The sequence below is a fragment of the Lachnospira pectinoschiza genome (assembly GCF_900103815.1).
Classification (GTDB): Bacteria; Bacillota; Clostridia; order Lachnospirales; family Lachnospiraceae; genus Lachnospira; species Lachnospira pectinoschiza_B.
The window spans coordinates 771,994-787,133 of the sequence record NZ_FNHZ01000001.1 but is presented as its reverse complement, the minus strand read 5'-3'; the positions used below and the strand labels follow the sequence as shown (position 1 = coordinate 787,133).

Sequence of the window (15,140 nt, the reverse complement as noted above, 5' to 3'; positions counted from 1 at the left end):
GGATAAGGGAGCACTAAATTTTATAGGAGAATGATCATGACTAATCTAGACAAAATCATTTCTAAGGTAAACAACAGTAAAGTTTACATACAAACCCATAATTTTCCTGATCCAGATGCAATAGCAAGTGCATATGGTCTTTCTGTTTTGCTTAGAATCAGAGGGATTGATGCACAGATCACTTACAATGGTTCCATTGATAAGACAGTTACTGCGAAGATGGTTCGCAGACTTGGAATTAAGGTGGTGGAAAGTGAATCTGCAGACGAGTTAGAAAACGACGATGAGATTATTATTGTTGATGCTCAGAAAGGTAATGCCAATATTATTAACATGAATGGTACAGAGATTATTTGTATCGATCACCATCCTATCTATGTTAATGAAGATTACCAATTTTCTGATATTCGACCTGAGGTTGGGGCCTGCGCCTCAATTATTGCCTCTTACTATGTAGAGAATGACATTGATATTCCAAAAAATGTTGCTACTGCTCTTTTATACGGCATCAAGGTTGATACTGCTGATATGAAGCGCGGGGTTAGCGACTTGGATATGGAGATGTTTTATATATTACATGGACTTGCGGACAATGACGTGCTCTACGACCTTGATAGTTCTATCATAGAGATGAGCGATTTAAAGTCCTATAGCACAGCTATTTCAAGTGTGGACATTTACGAATCCGTTTGTTTTGCGGATGCTGGTAAAAATTGTCCCGATGCCCTTATTGCTAACATTGCCGATTTCCTAATCACGCTAAATGGCATTGAACTAACCGTTATTTATTCTGTAAAAGCAGATGGCATCAAGCTATCCATAAGAAGTAATTCTAATTACAGAGCCGGTTACATTACAAACATAGCCTTAGAGGGCATTGGTAGTGGCGGCGGCCACGATAACATGGCGGGAGGTTTCCTACCATTTAAGGGAAATCCAGAAGAAATCAATCTTAATGAGTTTATCATTCAGATGAAAGAACGCTTCTTACAGACATTGGATGTGTCTTACTAAATAATGATAATAGGGATGTTAAGAAAACTAAGGCTTAAACGCTAGAAGTTGTCTTGACATCCTAATTTTATTGAATTATATTTAAAAATGGTTTAACAAATGTCGGGGGAATTGTCGACAAAACTTAAATACATTAGTTTGAACGCAGTGTAAGCAATCCCCCGCTTCAAAAGCGTAAGCTTTAAGCGGGGGTATAAAGCTTACTGGTGTCAGAAGGGGTTAAAGCCCCTTCTGACAGGTGGCACAAAGTGCCACTGCGTTCATGAGGAAGTAGCAAAGCGGATTCCGAATGTCCGCTTTACCACAATTTCTAACGTGCCACAAACTATTCGCTACCATGGCTCAGTTGGTAGAGCAACTGATTCGTAATCAGTAGGTCGTGGGTTCAAGTCCCATTGGTAGCTCTTGTAGTTATTTGCGTAGCAAATCACTACTTGTGTGCGAGCCGCGACTTTAGTCGCATCTAATGCGAGCACTTCCCCACTATGTAGTGGAACGCGTAGAGCCCGCGACTTTAGTCGCATCTCATGGCGGGGGTTCCCCCCTGAAAGGATCACTATGAACTGTAACATCTGCCCTCGTGGCTGTAATATAAATCGAAAAACTAACACAGGATTTTGTAAATCCTCAGACCAAATAAGAGCAGCCCGTGCTGCTCTTCATTTTTGGGAAGAACCCTGTATTTCCGGAAGTAATGGCAGTGGCGCAATCTTTTTCTCAGGCTGTAATATGCGATGCATTTTCTGCCAAAACTATAACATTGCCGCAAATACAGATGGAATTGAAATAAGTGTTGAGAGACTCTCAGAGATTATGCTAACCCTTCAAGCACAAGGGGCCAACAATATAAATCTTGTAACTCCAACGCACTTTACTTATGAAATCATAAAGGCCCTTGAGCTTGCAAAGAACAAAGGCCTTGTTATTCCTATTGTCTATAACACTAGCTCTTATGAAAAAGTGGAGACTTTAAAGGATTTAGACGGTCTTGTGGATGTCTATCTTCCTGACTTTAAGTATGTAAGCCATGAGTTATCAAAGGAATACTCTAACGCTCCAGACTATTTTGAAGTGGCTAGCGCTGCCCTTGCTGAAATGTATAGACAAAGAAAGGCTCCAGTATTCTTTACAGATGAAGAAAGAGAAAGCCTTAAAAAATCTCACAATGTAAATATAGAAGATGGTATTTTAAAATCCGGCATTGTTGTTAGACATCTTTGCTTGCCGGGAAGCACAAAGGATTCAAAGGCTGTCATAAAATATTTATACGAAAAATATGGCGACAACATTTTCATAAGCATAATGAACCAATATACTCCTTTAAAACAGGTGGAAAATCATCCAAAGCTTCACAGAAAGGTGACAAAAAGGGAATATGATAGTGTCATTGACTACGCCCTTGATTTAGGCCTTACTAAGGGCTTTACCCAAGATGGCAGCGTGGCTAGTGAAAGCTTCATTCCTGAGTTTGACTATAGGGGAATTTTATAATTCTAATTGACAGTGTTTTGATTTGCAATTATCATTTTACTGTTATTTCGTTTTTTACTTATGTCAGAATAAATTTTGAGAGGAAATTATATGATATCACTTACAGTTACTAATACCAGCGACTTTATGAACAAGCTCTTAGTAAAGGAAACTTTTGATATGTTACTTTTATCTGAGGCAGACATTCAGACTGGTTCATTTTATAAAATTGATGGTAGAATAAACACAAGTTTCTACTCAGCTGAGGAATTAGAAGCTCTTCCTGATAGCCAGTATTCTAACTGGAAGATGCAAAGACCACACGTCTTTAATCTTATAAAGGGCAAGAAAGTGCCTAGCGGCCTTAAAATCATTTTCGCCCTATCAAAAAAAGCAATTGCAAAACTCATTGAGAAAAATGATATTGACCTTGATATTGATAGCGTTGATGGACTTTTTATAAATGTGAATTACAAGGATGATGCTGTAACAATTATTACAGGTACTTCTCTTAAGACTTTCACTCTTGATAAGAGTTTAGAGAAAGCTTTTGATGCTTATATTAAGAACACTTTTGAAATGGCTGAAATTGCCTATACAGAAAATTAAAGAAAGATGCAAACATAAGGAATGAATAGACTATAGACTTTGTCTACTCATTCCTTATTTACTAATATCATATAGAAATTCTCATTTACTACAGACAACGACAATAACTTAGGGTGTAATACAATATTAGTTGTCAGGAACGACTGACGTCGTTTGCATGATGTTTTCATGATCTTTCGTGAAGCTCTTCATATCACGCTTATAATTTTACTCTTTTTAAAACTCCCCTTTCAACACAGTTCAGTACCAAAAAGCTACATCTAAGTACATTGAGCACAATTTAAACCAATTAGAGTAAAAAAATAAAGCCTAGAAATCTAGACTTTATTTTTCCGTTTAATGTTTGTGAATTCGAGGGTACGATCTGTCTAAAGACAATCTATATTATGTCCATATGAGAAAATGCATTTATTTATATACGGGACAATAGGGAGAACGCATTTCCTTATATGGGCATAACCTCCATGTTTGTTCTTTTATCCTTAATTAGATTTCGCCGAGTAACCAACGTCTAATTAAATCAAAAAATGCTGAACCGCTTACCATATTTAAAAACCTCCCACGATCTTTATGTTTACGATGATAATTTATCATCTAAGAATATTTTAATTTGTTAAGTTTTATTTTTCAACACAGTTGAGTACCAAAAAGCTACATTTGGATACACTTTTTTGAAAAAAGTTTTAACTATTATGATTAGGTATAATAATCTCAGTTGTGTAAATGTAACCGTCATCCGAAGTTATAAGAGAACCATCTAGCTTATCTAGTACATTCATTGCGTTCTTTAGGCCGTAACCATGGCCTTCCCCCTGTTTTGAAGTAATATATCTATTTCTAATTTTAACCGGTGGACTTATGCGTTTGTTCTTAATTGTAAGAATCTTGTTTACATTTGTCATAGACATTTCAATATAGACATCGCAGTCAAGCTTTGCCCTATCCTCTTGTCTCTCTTCACTAGTCATAGTCTCAAGCTTCTTGTTTGCTGCCTCGAAGGCATTAAGAACAAGATTATAGAAAATGGTACAAAGGTCGATATTTGATATACCCATGTCAGATGGCAAATGGCCCTCCCACCTTGCGTTTACCTTTGGACACTGTCTTATACACTCCGATAAAATAGAGGACATAAGGCTGTTTCCGGTATTAATCTCAGGACTTAGCTCTGTAACATTTTCACACATAGCATCAATGTACTTAGCCAGCTCCTCATATTCCTTATTCTCGCTTAAATGTCGCATGCAAAAAAGATGCTTTCTAATGTCATGTCTAAAGGCCTTAGTCTGGCTATCCTTCTCCTCCATGACCTTGAAATACTCGATCTGATTAGCAATTACCTTATTGGATAATTCGATTTCATACTCTAATCTGTCGTTTTTAACTAGGTTAAAGACAAGCAAAACTAAGGTAAGTACTGCTAAACTTGTGGAAATTAAAAGCACCACTACTATTCTATCTAGGCTCATATTTAGATTGAGAAAATATAGCGAAAAGACGCTAATATTTGCAATAATACTAAGGCCTGCAAAGGAATAGACTAAAATGTACTTATCTAATTTATACTTACTAAAATCAAACTTCTTCTTATAAACGATGAGGCTTATAACTAGAATCAAGAGAAATACTGGAATCTCTAAGATAAATTTAGTTGCATCATAATTGTAGATTGAAATTTTACTCTCTGGTATAAATAAATAATTAAGTATTGAAACTAGGCTATCAAGCATGGTTACTAGAACCGTTGCAAAAATAAGCTTAGTTAGGTCTTTCTTATTGTAGAGATTAAAGCCTATAACTAGCACCGGCAGTACTATCTCAATAAGGTCCTGTAAGCTATCGTTTAAGAAAAACTCACTTAAGATACCCACCACTAAAACTAATATGATTGAAGGGTATAATTTGTATTTCATTTTCAATTTAAAAATACAAGTAACTAATAAATAAACGTCTAAATATATTACTAACAAAATTAAAGCTCCTAAAAAATGATTATTCATGTCTTCTCCCTATAAATTGTCATCCTCACAAACATTAGATAGTCACTTTATTGCTTAAGCTATAGACATTCATACTGTCTATAAAATGACCCCAATAACTAGAACTTACCTCAACCTCTTTGTAGTGCACGTTATCAAGCTTTACGCTTCCGCCTCTATAGCCCTTGCTATAGCCTACTACATGTTCTAGATTAATTACGTAACTTTTTGTAATTCTTACAAAGCAGTTAAGCTTTTCTTCTTCTACAAATCTTTCCCAATCGGAAATGTTTCTTGTGCTCTCCAGCTCAGAATCTCTAGTTACTACAATGCTCTTTCTGTGTCCCGCTTCAAAAAGAACAATGTCGTTTATTTTCAAAACTAGCTTCTCTAATTTTGAGACAGGTACTTCTATCAATCTATTCTTGGTTATTTTCTTATGCGCAGCAGATATCATTTCATTGAATCTGTCTTTATTAATTGGCTTTCTAAGAAATCTAAAAGGTAACACTTTAAAAGTGTCATCAATAATTCCATCTTCACCTGTTAAGAAAACAATTAGTCCCGTAAAATTATTCTTTCTTAAAATCTCTGCAAGCTGCAGGCCATTAATCTCTGGCATTAAATGATCTAGAATTATTAAATCGTAAAAATTATAACCTTTGTTTTTCAGAGTCACCAACAGATCAATACTTGAACTATATCCGTCATACTCTATGCTGTCGTCAATATCTTGAATGCGCCATCTTACGTCGTCTATCACTATGCTGTCATCATCACATATGGCTATTCTCATAATTTACCTCCATTATTTAGTTAAGAAAAATAAAAACTAGAAGTTAAAATTTTGGTATATTATAGCATGGACGGAAACTAATATCTAGTAAATACAACTTATACATCTATTTTATAAGTTTATAAAAATTTTATTAGCACTCGGCTAATTTGAGTGCTAATTTTTATTGACTTTCAGTCATTTTAAGTTTAAAGTATATTTTGTTGGGCGAAAGCCTAGATTCTAATACTATTACAATCAAAGGAGTGGATAAAATGGCTAAAGAACACGGTAGTTTATCAATTAACAGTCAAAATATTTTTCCTATTATAAAAAAGTGGATGTACTCAGACCACGATATTTTCTATAGAGAATTAATCTCTAATGCATGTGACGCAATTACTAAATTAAAGAAGTTATCACTTATTGGCGAATACGAAGAACCAGATGACATTGAATATAAGGTTAAAGTAGAAATTAGCTCTAAAGATAAGACTATCAAGATTATTGATAATGGTCTTGGTATGACAAGTGAGGAAGTTAACGAATATATCAACCAGATTGCTTTCTCAGGTGCTGAAGCCTTCCTTGAACAGTACAAGGATAAGACTAATGACGATCAGATTATTGGTCACTTCGGTCTTGGTTTCTACTCAGCTTTCATGGTAGCAAACAAAGTAACAATCGATACTTTATCATATAAGAAGGATGCAACAGCCGTTCACTGGGAATGTGATGGCGGTACAGACTATGATATGTCTGATTCAGATAAGACAAGCGTTGGTACAGAGATTACTCTTTACTTAAACGATGATTCTTACGAATTCTGCAACGAATACAAGGCTAGAGAAGTTCTTGAGAAGTACTGCTCATTCATGCCTGTTGAAATCTTTATGGAAAATGTTGACGAAGAGCCAAAGACTGTCGACATCCCTGAAGAAGAATTACAGGAAAAGGACGTTGTAGTTAAGCGTTTTACAAAGGATGCAGTAACTGAAGAGGTTGAGGAAGATGGCGAAAAGAAGACTGTTGAAAAGGAACCAGCAAAGAAGATGGTTACAATCAACAAGCGTCCAGAAGCTCTAAACGACATTCATCCATTATGGACAAAGCATCCAAATGAATGTAAGAAGGAAGACTATATCGAGTTCTATCACAGAGTATTTAAGGATTACAAAGAACCACTCTTCTGGATTCACTTAAATATGGACTATCCATTTAACTTAAAGGGTATCTTATATTTCCCTAAGATTAACATGGAATATGAATCTGCTGAAGGAACAATTAAGTTATATAACAATCAGGTATTCGTAGCTGATAACATCAAAGAAGTTATTCCTGAATTCTTACTCCTATTAAAGGGTGTAATTGATTGTCCAGACCTTCCACTTAACGTATCTCGTTCTGCCCTTCAGAATGACGGTTTCGTTAAGAAGATTAGCGACTATATTACAAAGAAGGTTGCTGATAAGTTATCAGGTATGTGCAAGACTGATAGAGAAAACTACGAGAAATACTGGGATGACATTAATCCATTCATTAAATACGGTTGCTTAAAGGATGAGAAGTTTGCAGAGAAGATGAACGACTACATTATCTTTAAGAACTTAGATAACAAGTACTTAACACTTAAGGAAGCCCTTGAAGAGAATAAAGAAAATCATGAGAATACAATCTTCTATGTAACTGATATGCAGGAACAGAGCCAGTATATCAACATGTTTAAGGCAGATAATATTGATGCATTAATTCTTGATAACAGAATTGATCAGCCATTTATCCAGAGCTTAGAGGGCAAAAACGAAGGCTTAAAGTTTAGCCGTGTTGATGCTGCTATTGATGATAGCTTTAAGGAAGAAGTTAACGAAGATGAATTAAAGGATATCTCTGAAAAGCTTACAGATACATTTAAGAAGGCTCTAAACAATGACAAGCTTAATGTAAATGTAACAAAGCTCAAGGATGATAACATTTCCTCAATGATTACTCTATCTGAGCAGGATAGACGTATGCAGGATATGATGAAGATGTATGGCATGGCAGGCATGGACCCATCTATGTTTGGTGCTAACGGTCAGACCCTTGTACTTAACGCTAACAACAAGTTAGTTGATTACGTTGCAAAGAATCCTGAAGGAGAGAACACAAAGCTCTTCTGTGAACAGATTTATGACCTTGCTTTACTTGCTCATGCTCCACTCTCAGCAGAGGCTATGACAGCATTTATTTCAAGAAGTAATAAAATTATGGAATTACTTGCCAAATAAAAATATTTAACGTAAAATAAAGCTAGTAAATTCGTGAAAAATAAGGGTTTTCCTACTTTTATGCGAATGTACTAGCTTTTCTTTTTGGCTAGACATTTAACGAACTTATAATATTTACAATTAGGGGTATAAAGATGGCTGACAATCGCAAATACAGATATAATGAGGAGTTCAACGACGATTTTCTAACTGATATCGATGACAGCGTAGATGACGGTATCTATTTTGAAAATCCTGACGACTATGACGACGATTTAGATTACTCTACTTCAGCTAGTAAATCTAGTTCTAAGAAATCATCTAGTGATGATTCTTCTAAATCAAATGCTTCTTGTAAGAAAAACACTAAGAAGCTTATTGTAAAGGAAATCCTAAGCTATATTAAGATTTTAGTTATTGCTGCTGTTATAGCACTTATTATTACTAAATTCGTTATTATTAACGCTCAGGTTCCAACTGGTTCCATGGAGAACACAATTAATGTTAATGATAGATTAATAGGCTTTAGACTTGCTTATATCTTCTCAGAGCCTAAGCGTGGCGACATTATCATTTTCAAATTCCCAGATGATGAAGAGCAAAACTTCGTTAAGCGTGTAATTGGTACACCAGGAGACGTGGTTACAATCTCTGAGGGCAAGGTTTATGTTAATGGTGAAGAATTAGTTGAGGACTATATAAAAGAGGCCATGATTGACGATGGCACAAGCCAGACTTATATTGTTCCTGAAGACAGCTACTTCGTATTAGGGGATAATAGAAATAGCTCAAAGGATTCTAGATTCTGGGAGACAACTTCTTATGTAACTAAGGACGAGATTTTAGCTAAAGTAATCTTTAAGTATTATGATGGTGAAAATGCTAAACCAACATTTAGTCTATTTAGCAGAAGCTAGTCAAACACTGCTCTAGTTTAAAATAGTTTAAGATAGTTTAATTTAATCAGTAAGTAAAAACCCGCTTAGTTAATAACTAAGCGGGTTTCTTATTATTATAATCTTTAATAAATTCTAAAATTATGCTCTTGAAAGATATTCGCCAGTACGTGTATCAATCTTAATTGTATCACCCTGGTTAACGAATAATGGAACATTGATCTTAGCGCCTGTTTCAAGGATAGCTGGCTTTGTAGCACCTGTAGCTGTATCACCCTTAACACCTGGCTCAGATTCTGTAATTACAAGTTCAACTGTAATTGGTGGCTCGATAGAGAATACGTTACCTTCGTGTGAACATAGCTTAACTAATTCATTCTCCTTAACGAACTTAAGTGAATCACCAACGTTCTCAGCTGATAATGCGATCTGATCGTATGTCTCTGTATTCATGAAGTAGAATAAATCTCCATCAGCGTAAAGATACTGATATTCCTTCTTTTCGATGTGAGCTAAATCAAACTTTTCTGTTGGTCTGAAAGACTTTTCAACAACACCACCAGAAACGATGTTCTTTAACTTTGTTCTAACAAAAGCTGCGCCCTTACCTGGCTTTACATGCTGGAATTCAATAATCTGCCAAATGTTTCCATCCATCTGAATTGTAATACCATTTTTAAAATCACCTGCTGTAACCATGCTTGGTAAACCTCCTAAATAAATCAATTATGTTATCTGTTCTTAAATAATATATAAACTTATGATAACTCAAATCTTAAGAAAGATTATCCCCTCCTAAGATACGCAATAACCTTATTAATTTTATACTAATATAGGCCATTTGGCAACTATTTTTTATTAACCATATCCATTAATGCCTCAAGTCCGTATAAATATCCCTTAAGTCCAAGGCCTACAATCTGTCCATCACAAACAGGAACTGTAACGGATGTATGTCTAAAGTCTTCCCTATTATGAACATTTGAAATGTGAAGCTCAATCTTCTTAATATCAGCTACTGAAGCTAGGGCATCTCTAATGGCATAAGAATAGTGAGTAAAGGCACCTGGATTAATTAAAATTCCATCCACCTTCTCATAATAAGCTTCCTGAATCTTATCAATGATTGCTCCCTCATGATTAGACTGGAAAACCTCTACTTCTATTCCTAACTCCTTAGCCTTAGCCTCAATCATGGAAACTAAAGTCTCATAGTTGTCATTACCATAAATTCCTTTCTCTCTAATTCCAAGAAAATTAATATTTGGTCCATTAAGAACTAATAATTTCATCTTAACTACCACCTTTCATTTACTACACTTAATTTTAATTCTTATCTCTTTAAGATAATTTATGAATTAATTATATCCTTATACATATCTTCAAAATCTCTATTGGCTGTATCCACCTTTACAGTAGCCGCCTTTTTATAGATTTCTTCTCTCTTCTCCATAAGCTCATCGATTCTATCAGACAAGTTAACATCCTTTAAAAGCGGTCTGTTATTGCTTGATGAAAGTCTCTTAATAAGCTCACATTTAGGTGTCTCTAAATAAACGACCTTTCCCATATTAGCAAGTAACTTCTGATTCTCAGGCTTTACAACAAGGCCTCCACCAACTGAAATTACACAGTTAGTAAGCTTTGCCTGAAGTTCCTTAACCACGCTTGTTTCAAGCTCTCTAAAGTACTCCTCACCCTTAGTTTCAAAAATTTCGTTTATAGACATATTTTCCTTAGACTCAATATAGTCGTCGGTATCGATAAATTCCATGTCCTTATGCTTTGCAATCCACTTGCCAAAAGTAGACTTACCGCTACCCATAAAGCCTATTAAAATGATGTTTCCTGCCATATGAGCGCGCATCTTAGTATAAATCTTTTGGCACTCTGAAGCTGAAATCTTAGTGTCTGTCCATAATTCGTAAGCACAAACGCCCTGGTAGAGTAACATTTTCAAACCATTATAGGCCTTCTTGCCGGCCTTGTTACATAGCTTCATAAAGCGGGTTCTGTAAGGATTATAGATTATATCCACCCCTGCTGATAGCTTTTTGTAAAATGCATCATCGCTTATAATTACATCCTCTACGTTAGGATATAAGCCTACGCTAGTACACTGAATGCAAAGGCAGTCATTATCCTCAATTCGCTCATATTCATCAAGGCCTAAAACCTCAACAATATCTGAATTAAAATGTGCATTAACCGCTTCTTTAATAGAATTAGCCTTATCAAGACTTCTATTAATTACAAAAACTTTTTTAGCTTCCCTGCTGGCACATAAAAATGTAATTGCTCTTGCAGCTCCTCCTGCTCCAAGAATAATACATGTCTTATTCTTAATGGATAATCCCTCATCCATTAATTCACGCTCTAGTCCAAGGATATCAGTATTGTAACCCTTAAAGCCCTTCTCATCCCTTACTAGAGTGTTAACTGCCCCAATGGCCTTAGCTAATGGGTCAATTGCTACTAAACTCTCCATTACTCTTTGCTTGTGAGGAACTGTTACATTTAAGCCAACAATTCCAAGTGAGTAAGCCCCTTTAATAGCACTATCCACGTCTTCATCCTCAACTCTAAAGGTTGTATAAACCATATCGATATCCTTTAGCTTTGATAAATTGTTGTGGATTAGTGGGGAAATAGAGTGTTCAACCGGATTTCCAACAAGTCCGCAAAGCTTTGTTGTTCCCTTAATTTCTTTCATTTTCCTTCTTCCTTAAAAACCTTTTGTAAGACTTTAAAACAATCCACTCAAGTCTTCTTTTTAATACTATCTGAATCTCCTCATGCTTTGCAATAGGTTTTACTAATATTGAGAAAATTCCTGCTCTATTAGCGCCCCAAACATCAGTAAAAATCTGGTCTCCAACAAAAAATGTTTCGTTAGATCTTGTCTTCATAATGTTCATGGCCTTGTGATAGTTTCTAGGATTTGGCTTGCCTGCCTTACTAACGTACTTAGAATTAGCTGCATTAGCTAGAGGTCTTACTCTTTCCTCACCGTTATTAGAGATAATGCAGGTTTCAAAACCTATCTCGTGTAATCTCTCAAATAAATTCTTGCATCTTTCATCTACCGGTGCATTATGTTCTACTAGGGTATTATCTATATCAAAGATAATGCCTCTATAACCACCGTTATAGAGGCCCTCATAATCAATATTATACGCAGAATCAATATACAAATCCGGATAAAATCTCTTCAACATAAAAACTCCTTATAACAATAGATTTCTCTATTTTAAAATTTTCTTGATTTCATCCATAAATGTGTTTACATCCTTAAATTCACGATATACGGAAGCAAATCTTACATAAGCGACCTCGTCTGCATCCTTTAATTTATCCATAACGATTTCGCCAATTGTATTAGTAGAAATTTCTTTCTCTCCCATATTAAATATCGTATTCTCAATTTCGTCAACCATAGAATTAATCTTTGAGATAGAAACTGGCCTCTTATGACATGATCTAACTATGCCTGCCACTATCTTCTCTCTATCATATGGTTCTCTGTTATTATCCTTTTTTATAACAATAAGCGGTAGGGTCTCTACTTTCTCATATGTTGTAAATCTCTTACCACAAACTTCACACTGACGACGTCGTCTAATTGAGCTATCGTCTGTTGGTCTAGAATCAATAACCTTAGTATTATCATTACCACAGAATGGACACTTCATATTAAGCACCTCCGCATCTTTTTATTTAAATCAATTATATGTAATTTTTTAAGCAACGTCAAGTTTATATTTACTTGGCAAATATACATAATTACTAGATTTCGTAACATTTTCTAAAACACTTTATTATATTAGTTTTGTTAAAAAATTAACCGAGTCCTATTGAAAAAAAGCCCTCCTTGAATTAAAATTGTACTAGATTGTTTTAACGTGACAAAAAACTAAAGGGGTTTTTATATTCATGGAGACAATACTTTTTATTGGAGGAAAACTATGAGTAAAAAATACGTAGCATATGTGGGAACATACACACAGGAAAAAAGTAAGGGCATTCATATTTATGATTTAGATGTGCCAAAGGGACGTATTACTGAAAGAGATGAGATTGAAATCGACAATCCTTCTTATGTAACTACATCATATGATAAGCAGTTCCTTTACTCTATTTGTGATCAGGGTGTTACTTCCTTTAAAATATTAGAAGATGGTTCTTTAAAGAAGCTTAATACTGCTTCTATTAACGGTATGAGAGGCTGTAATATTGTTACAACTAAGGATAATAAGTTCCTAGTTGTTGCAGGTTATCATGATGGTAAGATTACAGTTTTAAAGATTAAGGTAGATGGTTCAATTGGCGGCATTGCTGATGAAGTATTCCATAAGGGTATGGGAAGTATTGCTGAACGTAATTCAAGACCACATGTTAGTGGAGTTTGCTTCACACCTGATGAAGATTTACTTTGCGCTTGTGATTTAGGTATTGATCAGATTAAGCTTTACGAATTTGACCACAAGACTGGTAGAATTAAGCTCTATGATATTATTAGATCACAGCAGGAATCAGCTCCTCGTCAGCTTTTATTTAGTGCAGATGGTAAATTTGCTTATGTTGTTTGCGAGCTTAAGAACTACATCAACGTATACGAATATGACAAGAATTCAGATAAGAATAGATTTGAACTTATTCAGAACATTTTCACTGTAAGAAAGGACCACAAGTCTAATAGTGCAGCAGCTTATATTAGCTTTACAAACTCAGGCAAGAACTTACTTTGCTCTAACGCTGGTGATAACACTCTTACAGTTTATAAAGTAGATAAGAAGACTGGTAAGTTATCAGCTCTTAATTCCTTACCTGTAAGTGGTGAATATCCTAAGTTCTTAGGTATATTCCCTGATGACAAGCATGTAATGTGTATGAATAACGAGAATAACACAATTACAATTTTCACAGTTGATTATGAGAAGGGCTTAATTGTTATGAATGGTAAGCCACTTAGCATTTCTCATCCTAACAACATGGAGATTGTTGAATTAGAAGACTAATTAGAATATATTGTGATTCTAATATAAACCCTAAGAAAATTAAGTTTATTTTTCTTGGGGTTTATTTTTTGTATTTTTTTTGAAATAAACATTGATATTTTATGATTTTAATAGTAGAATACATAAGATTAAAAATTAATTGAGATTTACGGAGGCATTATGAAACATTTACTTAGTCCGCTAGATTTAAGTGTTGAAGAATTAAATAACCTACTTGATTTAGCCAGAGATATTTCTCACAACCCAGATAAGTATTCTAAACGTTGTGAAGGAAAGAAATTAGCTACTTTATTCTATGAACCTAGTACAAGAACCCGATTAAGTTTTGAAGCTGCTATGCTTAACTTAGGAGGGTCTGTATTAGGTTTTTCTTCTGCTAACTCATCTTCCGCTTCAAAGGGTGAAAGCGTTGCAGATACAATTCGTGTTATTTCATGTTATGCAGATATCGCTGCTATGAGACATCCAAAGGAAGGTGCACCAATGGTTGCTGCTTCTGTTTCAAGAATTCCTGTTATTAACGCAGGTGATGGTGGTCATCAGCATCCAACTCAAACTCTTACAGATCTTATGACAATTAGAGAGCTTGGTGGTTCCCTTGATAATTTCACTATTGGTCTTTGTGGCGATCTTAAATTTGGACGTACTGTTCATTCTCTTATTAGTTCCCTTGTTAGATATTCTAACATCAAGTTTGTTCTTATTTCTCCTAAAGAACTTAGAATTCCTGATTACATCAGAGAAGATGTTTTAAAAGAAAATAATTGTGATTTCATTGAAGTTGAAAGCTTAGACGATGTTATTGGCGAGCTTGATTTCCTTTACATGACAAGAGTACAAAGAGAACGATTCTTCTCTGAAGATGAATACTTAAGAATGAAGGGCTTCTACGTTCTTGATAAGGCAAAGATGGCTAAGGCAAAGGAAAATATGTATGTATTACATCCACTTCCAAGAGTTAATGAAATCTCTGTTGAAGTTGATGACGATCCAAGAGCAGCTTACTTTAAGCAGGCTCAATTTGGTGTATATGTAAGAATGGCTCTTATCCTTACACTTCTTGGACTTGATAAATAATAAATCTTAATAGATAGAAACTGGCGCTAATAAAGACGGGTTTTAGCATCATTTTT

At 34.9% G+C, this 15,140-nt stretch carries 14 protein-coding genes and 1 tRNA gene; 8 read left to right on the top strand and 7 right to left on the bottom strand.

All coding sequences use genetic code 11. The features are described from left to right. Positions 1 to 36: 36 nt before the first annotated feature. The 4 genes from BLQ66_RS03280 to BLQ66_RS03265 all read left to right on the top strand — a co-directional run bounded on the left by BLQ66_RS03280 (position 37) and on the right by BLQ66_RS03265 (position 3,093). Positions 37 to 1,014 (top strand): DHH family phosphoesterase, encoded by a 978-nt coding sequence (locus tag BLQ66_RS03280; RefSeq protein WP_074520899.1) that lies wholly within the window; start codon positions 37 to 39, stop codon positions 1,012 to 1,014. Positions 1,015 to 1,345: 331 nt separating this feature from the next. Beyond that, a tRNA-Thr gene (locus BLQ66_RS03275) sits at positions 1,346 to 1,418 on the top strand. 154 nt (positions 1,419 to 1,572) lie between these two features. Further along, the gene (locus BLQ66_RS03270; RefSeq protein ID WP_074520898.1) at positions 1,573 to 2,505 is read left to right on the top strand and encodes a radical SAM protein; all 933 of its coding nucleotides are present in this window, start codon (positions 1,573 to 1,575) and stop codon (positions 2,503 to 2,505) included. A 90-nt stretch (positions 2,506 to 2,595) separates the two neighbouring features. Then, positions 2,596 to 3,093, top strand: coding sequence for a DUF5721 family protein (locus BLQ66_RS03265; protein ID WP_074520897.1), 498 nt, complete (start codon positions 2,596 to 2,598; stop codon positions 3,091 to 3,093). 683 nt (positions 3,094 to 3,776) lie between these two features. On the opposite strand, the gene BLQ66_RS03260 is transcribed toward BLQ66_RS03265, so the two are convergent. After that, positions 3,777 to 5,006 carry a sensor histidine kinase gene (locus BLQ66_RS03260; protein WP_180364681.1) on the bottom strand — a complete coding sequence of 410 codons (1,230 nt, stop codon included), beginning with the start codon at positions 5,004 to 5,006 and terminating at the stop codon, positions 3,777 to 3,779. Positions 5,007 to 5,127: 121 nt separating this feature from the next. Then, complete coding sequence (locus BLQ66_RS03255) at positions 5,128 to 5,868, bottom strand: LytR/AlgR family response regulator transcription factor (RefSeq protein ID WP_074520895.1); 741 nt, start codon at positions 5,866 to 5,868, stop codon at positions 5,128 to 5,130. A gap of 254 nt (positions 5,869 to 6,122) precedes the next feature. On the opposite strand from BLQ66_RS03255, the gene htpG reads away from it, so the two are divergent. Continuing rightward, positions 6,123 to 8,114 carry a molecular chaperone HtpG gene (gene htpG / locus BLQ66_RS03250; RefSeq protein WP_074520894.1) on the top strand — a complete coding sequence of 664 codons (1,992 nt, stop codon included), beginning with the start codon at positions 6,123 to 6,125 and terminating at the stop codon, positions 8,112 to 8,114. 356 nt (positions 8,115 to 8,470) lie between these two features. After that, entirely contained in the window at positions 8,471 to 9,010 is a 540-nt protein-coding gene (gene lepB, locus BLQ66_RS03245) for a signal peptidase I (RefSeq protein WP_074521063.1), read from the top strand. Positions 9,011 to 9,130: 120 nt separating this feature from the next. Here lepB and efp read toward each other — a convergent pair whose 3' ends face one another. The 5 genes from efp to nrdR all read right to left on the bottom strand — a co-directional run bounded on the left by efp (position 9,131) and on the right by nrdR (position 12,681). Continuing rightward, positions 9,131 to 9,688, bottom strand: coding sequence for an elongation factor P (gene efp / locus BLQ66_RS03240; RefSeq protein ID WP_074520893.1), 558 nt, complete (start codon positions 9,686 to 9,688; stop codon positions 9,131 to 9,133). Between the two features lie 149 nt (positions 9,689 to 9,837). Continuing rightward, complete coding sequence (aroQ, locus tag BLQ66_RS03235; RefSeq protein WP_074520892.1) at positions 9,838 to 10,281, bottom strand: type II 3-dehydroquinate dehydratase; 444 nt, start codon at positions 10,279 to 10,281, stop codon at positions 9,838 to 9,840. A gap of 59 nt (positions 10,282 to 10,340) precedes the next feature. Beyond that, positions 10,341 to 11,702 (bottom strand): shikimate dehydrogenase, encoded by a 1,362-nt coding sequence (gene aroE, locus BLQ66_RS11975; protein ID WP_074520891.1) that lies wholly within the window; start codon positions 11,700 to 11,702, stop codon positions 10,341 to 10,343. Then, the gene (locus BLQ66_RS03225; RefSeq protein WP_074520890.1) at positions 11,689 to 12,207 is read right to left on the bottom strand and encodes a YqeG family HAD IIIA-type phosphatase; all 519 of its coding nucleotides are present in this window, start codon (positions 12,205 to 12,207) and stop codon (positions 11,689 to 11,691) included. The genes aroE and BLQ66_RS03225 overlap by 14 nt, the downstream gene beginning before the upstream one ends. A 27-nt stretch (positions 12,208 to 12,234) precedes the next feature. After that, entirely contained in the window at positions 12,235 to 12,681 is a 447-nt protein-coding gene (gene nrdR, locus BLQ66_RS03220) for a transcriptional regulator NrdR (protein WP_027430405.1), read from the bottom strand. A gap of 273 nt (positions 12,682 to 12,954) precedes the next feature. Here nrdR and BLQ66_RS03215 point away from each other — a divergent pair, with 273 nt between their 5' ends. Both BLQ66_RS03215 and pyrB read left to right on the top strand, forming a co-directional pair. Continuing rightward, a complete protein-coding gene (locus BLQ66_RS03215; RefSeq protein ID WP_074520889.1) occupies positions 12,955 to 14,007 on the top strand; it encodes a lactonase family protein in 1,053 nt (350 codons plus the stop codon). A gap of 159 nt (positions 14,008 to 14,166) precedes the next feature. Then, complete coding sequence (pyrB, locus tag BLQ66_RS03210) at positions 14,167 to 15,084, top strand: aspartate carbamoyltransferase (RefSeq protein ID WP_074520888.1); 918 nt, start codon at positions 14,167 to 14,169, stop codon at positions 15,082 to 15,084. Positions 15,085 to 15,140 lie beyond the last annotated feature (56 nt).

Excerpts from the sequence above, each read along its gene's own strand:
- BLQ66_RS03280 (WP_074520899.1), top strand. The coding sequence starts at position 37 with ATGACTAATCTAGACAAAATCATTTCTAAGGTAAACAACAGTAAAGTT.
- BLQ66_RS03270 (WP_074520898.1), top strand. The coding sequence starts at position 1,573 with ATGAACTGTAACATCTGCCCTCGTGGCTGTAATATAAATCGAAAAACT.
- BLQ66_RS03265 (WP_074520897.1), top strand. The coding sequence starts at position 2,596 with ATGATATCACTTACAGTTACTAATACCAGCGACTTTATGAACAAGCTC.
- BLQ66_RS03260 (WP_180364681.1), bottom strand. The coding sequence starts at position 5,006 with ATGAAATACAAATTATACCCTTCAATCATATTAGTTTTAGTGGTGGGT.
- BLQ66_RS03255 (WP_074520895.1), bottom strand. The coding sequence starts at position 5,868 with ATGAGAATAGCCATATGTGATGATGACAGCATAGTGATAGACGACGTA.
- htpG (WP_074520894.1), top strand. The coding sequence starts at position 6,123 with ATGGCTAAAGAACACGGTAGTTTATCAATTAACAGTCAAAATATTTTT.
- efp (WP_074520893.1), bottom strand. The coding sequence starts at position 9,688 with ATGGTTACAGCAGGTGATTTTAAAAATGGTATTACAATTCAGATGGAT.
- aroQ (WP_074520892.1), bottom strand. The coding sequence starts at position 10,281 with ATGAAATTATTAGTTCTTAATGGACCAAATATTAATTTTCTTGGAATT.
- aroE (WP_074520891.1), bottom strand. The coding sequence starts at position 11,702 with ATGAAAGAAATTAAGGGAACAACAAAGCTTTGCGGACTTGTTGGAAAT.
- BLQ66_RS03225 (WP_074520890.1), bottom strand. The coding sequence starts at position 12,207 with ATGTTGAAGAGATTTTATCCGGATTTGTATATTGATTCTGCGTATAAT.
- nrdR (WP_027430405.1), bottom strand. The coding sequence starts at position 12,681 with ATGAAGTGTCCATTCTGTGGTAATGATAATACTAAGGTTATTGATTCT.
- BLQ66_RS03215 (WP_074520889.1), top strand. The coding sequence starts at position 12,955 with ATGAGTAAAAAATACGTAGCATATGTGGGAACATACACACAGGAAAAA.
- pyrB (WP_074520888.1), top strand. The coding sequence starts at position 14,167 with ATGAAACATTTACTTAGTCCGCTAGATTTAAGTGTTGAAGAATTAAAT.